Annotated in this window: 5 protein-coding genes; all 5 read left to right on the top strand. The window is 66.2% G+C overall.

What is annotated here, in order from left to right; genetic code table 11:
* A partial coding sequence (locus ACT4N8_RS07265) for a S49 family peptidase (protein ID WP_444857467.1) occupies window positions 1-670 on the top strand: 670 nt, incomplete at its 5' end.
* A gap of 74 nt (window positions 671-744) precedes the next feature.
* Complete coding sequence (locus ACT4N8_RS07260) at window positions 745-2,049, top strand: phage major capsid protein (RefSeq protein WP_444857466.1); 1,305 nt, start codon at window positions 745-747, stop codon at window positions 2,047-2,049.
* Between the two features lie 33 nt (window positions 2,050-2,082).
* Window positions 2,083-2,526: a hypothetical protein gene (locus tag ACT4N8_RS07255; protein WP_444857465.1), complete on the top strand. Its 444-nt coding sequence runs from the start codon at window positions 2,083-2,085 to the stop codon at window positions 2,524-2,526.
* A 75-nt stretch (window positions 2,527-2,601) separates the two neighbouring features.
* Window positions 2,602-2,790: a hypothetical protein gene (locus ACT4N8_RS07250; RefSeq protein WP_444857464.1), complete on the top strand. Its 189-nt coding sequence runs from the start codon at window positions 2,602-2,604 to the stop codon at window positions 2,788-2,790.
* A gap of 3 nt (window positions 2,791-2,793) precedes the next feature.
* Window positions 2,794-3,381 carry a head-tail connector protein gene (locus tag ACT4N8_RS07245; protein ID WP_444857463.1) on the top strand — a complete coding sequence of 196 codons (588 nt, stop codon included), beginning with the start codon at window positions 2,794-2,796 and terminating at the stop codon, window positions 3,379-3,381.
* Window positions 3,382-3,427 lie beyond the last annotated feature (46 nt).

Genomic DNA, 3,427 nt, shown 5'->3' with positions numbered 1-3,427 from the left:
CACCGAGATCTCGGGCGGCGCCTCGCTGCGCCAGGCGAGCCGCCGGCTCGCGGGCGCGCTCGCCGATCCGGCGGTGACCGCGATCGTGCTCGAAATCGATTCGCCGGGCGGCTCGGTGTACGGGGTCGAGGAGTTCGCCAATGAAGTCTTCGCCGCGCGCGCCCGCAAGCGGATCGTCGCGCATGCCAATGCCCTGGCGGCGAGCGCCGCTTATTGGATTGCCGCCCAGGCCGAACAGTTCTCGGTGACGCCCTCGGGCGAGGTCGGCTCGATCGGCGTGGTCGCGGTGCACGTCGATTATTCGGAAGCGCTCAAGGCCGAAGGCATCAAGATCACCTACGTCCATGCCGGCGAGTTCAAAGTCGAGGGCAATCCCGCGGAGCCCCTGAACGACGCCGCCCAGGCCTTCATTCAGCAGCGCGTCAATGAGTACTACGAGATGTTCCTCGCCGCAGTCGCCCGCGGGCGCGGCGTCGGCAAGACGACGGTGCGCAAGGATTTCGGCCAGGGCCGCGTCTATGGCGCGGAGCAGGCGAAAGCGGCCGGCATGGTCGATCGGATCGAGCCGCTCACCGAGCTCATCCGCCGGCTGCAGCCGAGGAGCCGCGCCAATCAGGCCGCGCTCGCGGCCCACGCGGACATCGCGGAAGCGATTTTGAAGGCGTCATAGCGGTAGGCCGTTCTGATGCCGCACGGAAGCCCCGCGCCGCGGGGCTTTTCATGTCCAGAAGAGGAGATTCCGACATGAAGCGTTTGGCTCTGCTCAAGCAGAAGCTCGACAAGGCGATCAAGGCCTACCGCGAGCACATCGAGGCCGGCGCGCCGGAAGGCGACGAGGCGGCCGCGGTGGCCTATGCCGAGAAGACGGCCAAGCTCAAGGCCACCATGGACGCCGCCAGCCAGGCGGTACAGGAGGAGAACGAGATACTCGAGGCCGAGCGCCTGCTCGCGCCCACGCGCACCGCGATCGACCGCGATCCGTACATCTCGGGCGGCGAGGACCTCGCCGAGCAGGATCCGAAGTTCGGTTTCAAGTCGAAACCCGACTTTTTCCGCGCGGTGATCGAAGCCGGCATGCCGGGCGGCAAGCCGGATCGCCGGCTGCGCGGCAGCATTGAGGCGGCCGCGCCCACGACTTCCGGCAGCGAAGGCACCGGCGCCGACGGCGGTTACCTGGTGCCGCCTGAGTACTCGCGCGAAATTTACCAGCTCTCGCTCGACGAAGGTTCATTCTTGCCGCTGACTTTTGGCCTGCCACTCGATGGCAATTCGATCACCTTCCCAGTCGACGAGACGACACCTTGGGGCACCGACGGGATCCGCATGCACTGGGCGGGCGAACTGACGGTAGCCACGCAGACCAAGCCGAAGCTCGGCGAGCGCACGCTCAAGCTGCGCAAGCTTCTGGGACTGGTGCCGCTGTCCGATGAGCTCCTGGCCGATGCCCGGGCATCGGGGGCATTCGTGACCATGGCGCTGGGGCGCTCGCTCGCCTGGAAGGTGAACGACGCGATCATCAACGGTCCTGGCGGTCAGCAGCCGCTCGGCTTCCGCAGCTCGGCGGTCGCGATCTCGATCACGAAGGAAGCTGCGCAGGCGGCCGACACGATCGTGACGGAGAACGTGGCGAAAATGATCGGGCGGTTCCTGGGCGGCGGCTCGCCGCGTTCGCGCTTCCTGGTCAACCACGATGCTTTCAACCAGATCGTGACCATGAAGCTCGGCAACCAGCCGATCTGGACCCCGCCGCAGTCCGGGCTCAAGGAAGCGCCGATGGGCTTCCTGCTCGGCCGCCCGATCGTCATGAGCCAGGTCTGCCAGACGCTCGGCGACGCGGGCGACATCCAGCTGGTCGATTTCGGCCAGTACGTCACGATCTCGAAAGGCCCGGAGCAGGCGGAGTCGATGCACATCTTCTTCGACTACGACGCGACCGCGTTCCGGCTCACCTTCCGCATGGACGGACAGCCATGGCTGTCGGCGGCGGTCAGCCCGGCGAACGGCACGAGCACGCTCAGCCCATTCGTGCAAATCGAGGCCCGCGCCTAACCAGCGGCGTCATCACCACCAAGGAGTACAGCAATGAATCCGAATGCAGTGGCGGAAGCGCTGGCGGTCCTCTCGACCATCGACCCCGGCACCATCACTTCCACGCCCAAGGTCGGCGACTGGGTAGCGGTCAAGAACTACCACAAGCTGATCGCGATCTTCCTGCTCGGCGACATCGTGGCCGAAACCATCGACGCCGCGGTGCAGGAAGCCCAGAGCGGCTCGGGCACCGGTGCGCAGGCCTTCAAGGCGGCGACCCAGCTCGCGGCGCACGCAACCAACAACGACAATGTGCAGATCGTCATCGAAATCGATGTCAGCAAAATCTCGGCGGGCTTCACCCATGTGGCGCCGCGCCTGGTTACGGGCGGCATCACCGGTGGTCCGGCCGCGGCCGTGATCTTGGGCGTCGTCAACCGATTCGATCCGGCCTCCGACAGCGATCTCGCTTCGGTCGTCGAGATCGCACGCAAGTAATCCAGCTCCGGCTGGCGGGAGGCGGGAGGCGGGATCGGTTCGGTCCCGCCTCATCTTTTCTGAAGGAGGCCATCCATGGCGCGCGCGCGTGTGTTGCAGAACGTGTTCAAGGGCGGCGAGCTCAGCCTGAAGAAAGACGATTTCGTCGAGCTCGAGGATACCGTGCTCGCTACGCACCTCCGGCGCGGCAACGTCGAACCGGCCAAGGCCGAGCCGACGAAACCGGCCAAGGAGGCGGGCGAGAAGGGCAAGGCCGCGAAGTAGTCGATGGGTCTCAAGCTCATCACCGCGCCCGCCCTCGAACCAGTGAGCCTGGCGGAGGCGCGGGCCCACTGTCGCGTCGATCTGCCGGATGACGATGGCCTGCTCGCGGGCTACATCCTGGCCGCGCGCCAGTGGGCCGAGACCTATCTGCGCCGTGCACTCGTGACCCAGACATTCGAACTCACGCTCGAAGGCTTTTCGCCAGAGATCGTATTGCCACGGCCGCCACATCAGAGTGTCACATCGATCCAGTATCTGGATGGGGCAGGCACGCTGCAGACACTCGCTGCGAGCGAGTACCAGGTCGATCTCTCAAGCGGCAGCCTGGCGGCGCGAATCCGCCCGGCGTATCTCAAGACCTGGCCGACCACGCGGCTCGACAGCTACGACGCCGTGCGCGTGCGCTACGTCGCGGGCTACGGCGCGAATCCCTGGAATGGACCCGACGCGATCCGCTCCGCGATCCTGCTCCTGCTCGGCCACCTGTATCGATTCCGCGAAACGGTGACGGCGGGCAGTACACCTGCGGAATTGCCGTTCGGCGCGCGCACTTTGCTGGATCCATATCGGGATCCGGACAGCGCTTTCTGATGGACGCCGGCGCCATGGACCGACGGCTCACGCTCCAGACGCGTAC

The organism is Sphingosinicella sp., from assembly GCF_052387495.1.
Lineage (GTDB): Bacteria > Pseudomonadota > Alphaproteobacteria > Sphingomonadales > Sphingomonadaceae > Allosphingosinicella.
This window is presented reverse-complemented; position numbering and strand designations above follow the sequence as displayed.

What these genes read in the sequence shown, in the direction of transcription:
- ACT4N8_RS07250 (WP_444857464.1), top strand. Translation starts at nt 2,602, where the DNA reads ATGGCGCGCGCGCGTGTGTTGCAGAACGTGTTCAAGGGCGGCGAGCTC.
- ACT4N8_RS07245 (WP_444857463.1), top strand. Translation starts at nt 2,794, where the DNA reads ATGGGTCTCAAGCTCATCACCGCGCCCGCCCTCGAACCAGTGAGCCTG.
- ACT4N8_RS07255 (WP_444857465.1), top strand. Translation starts at nt 2,083, where the DNA reads ATGAATCCGAATGCAGTGGCGGAAGCGCTGGCGGTCCTCTCGACCATC.
- ACT4N8_RS07260 (WP_444857466.1), top strand. Translation starts at nt 745, where the DNA reads ATGAAGCGTTTGGCTCTGCTCAAGCAGAAGCTCGACAAGGCGATCAAG.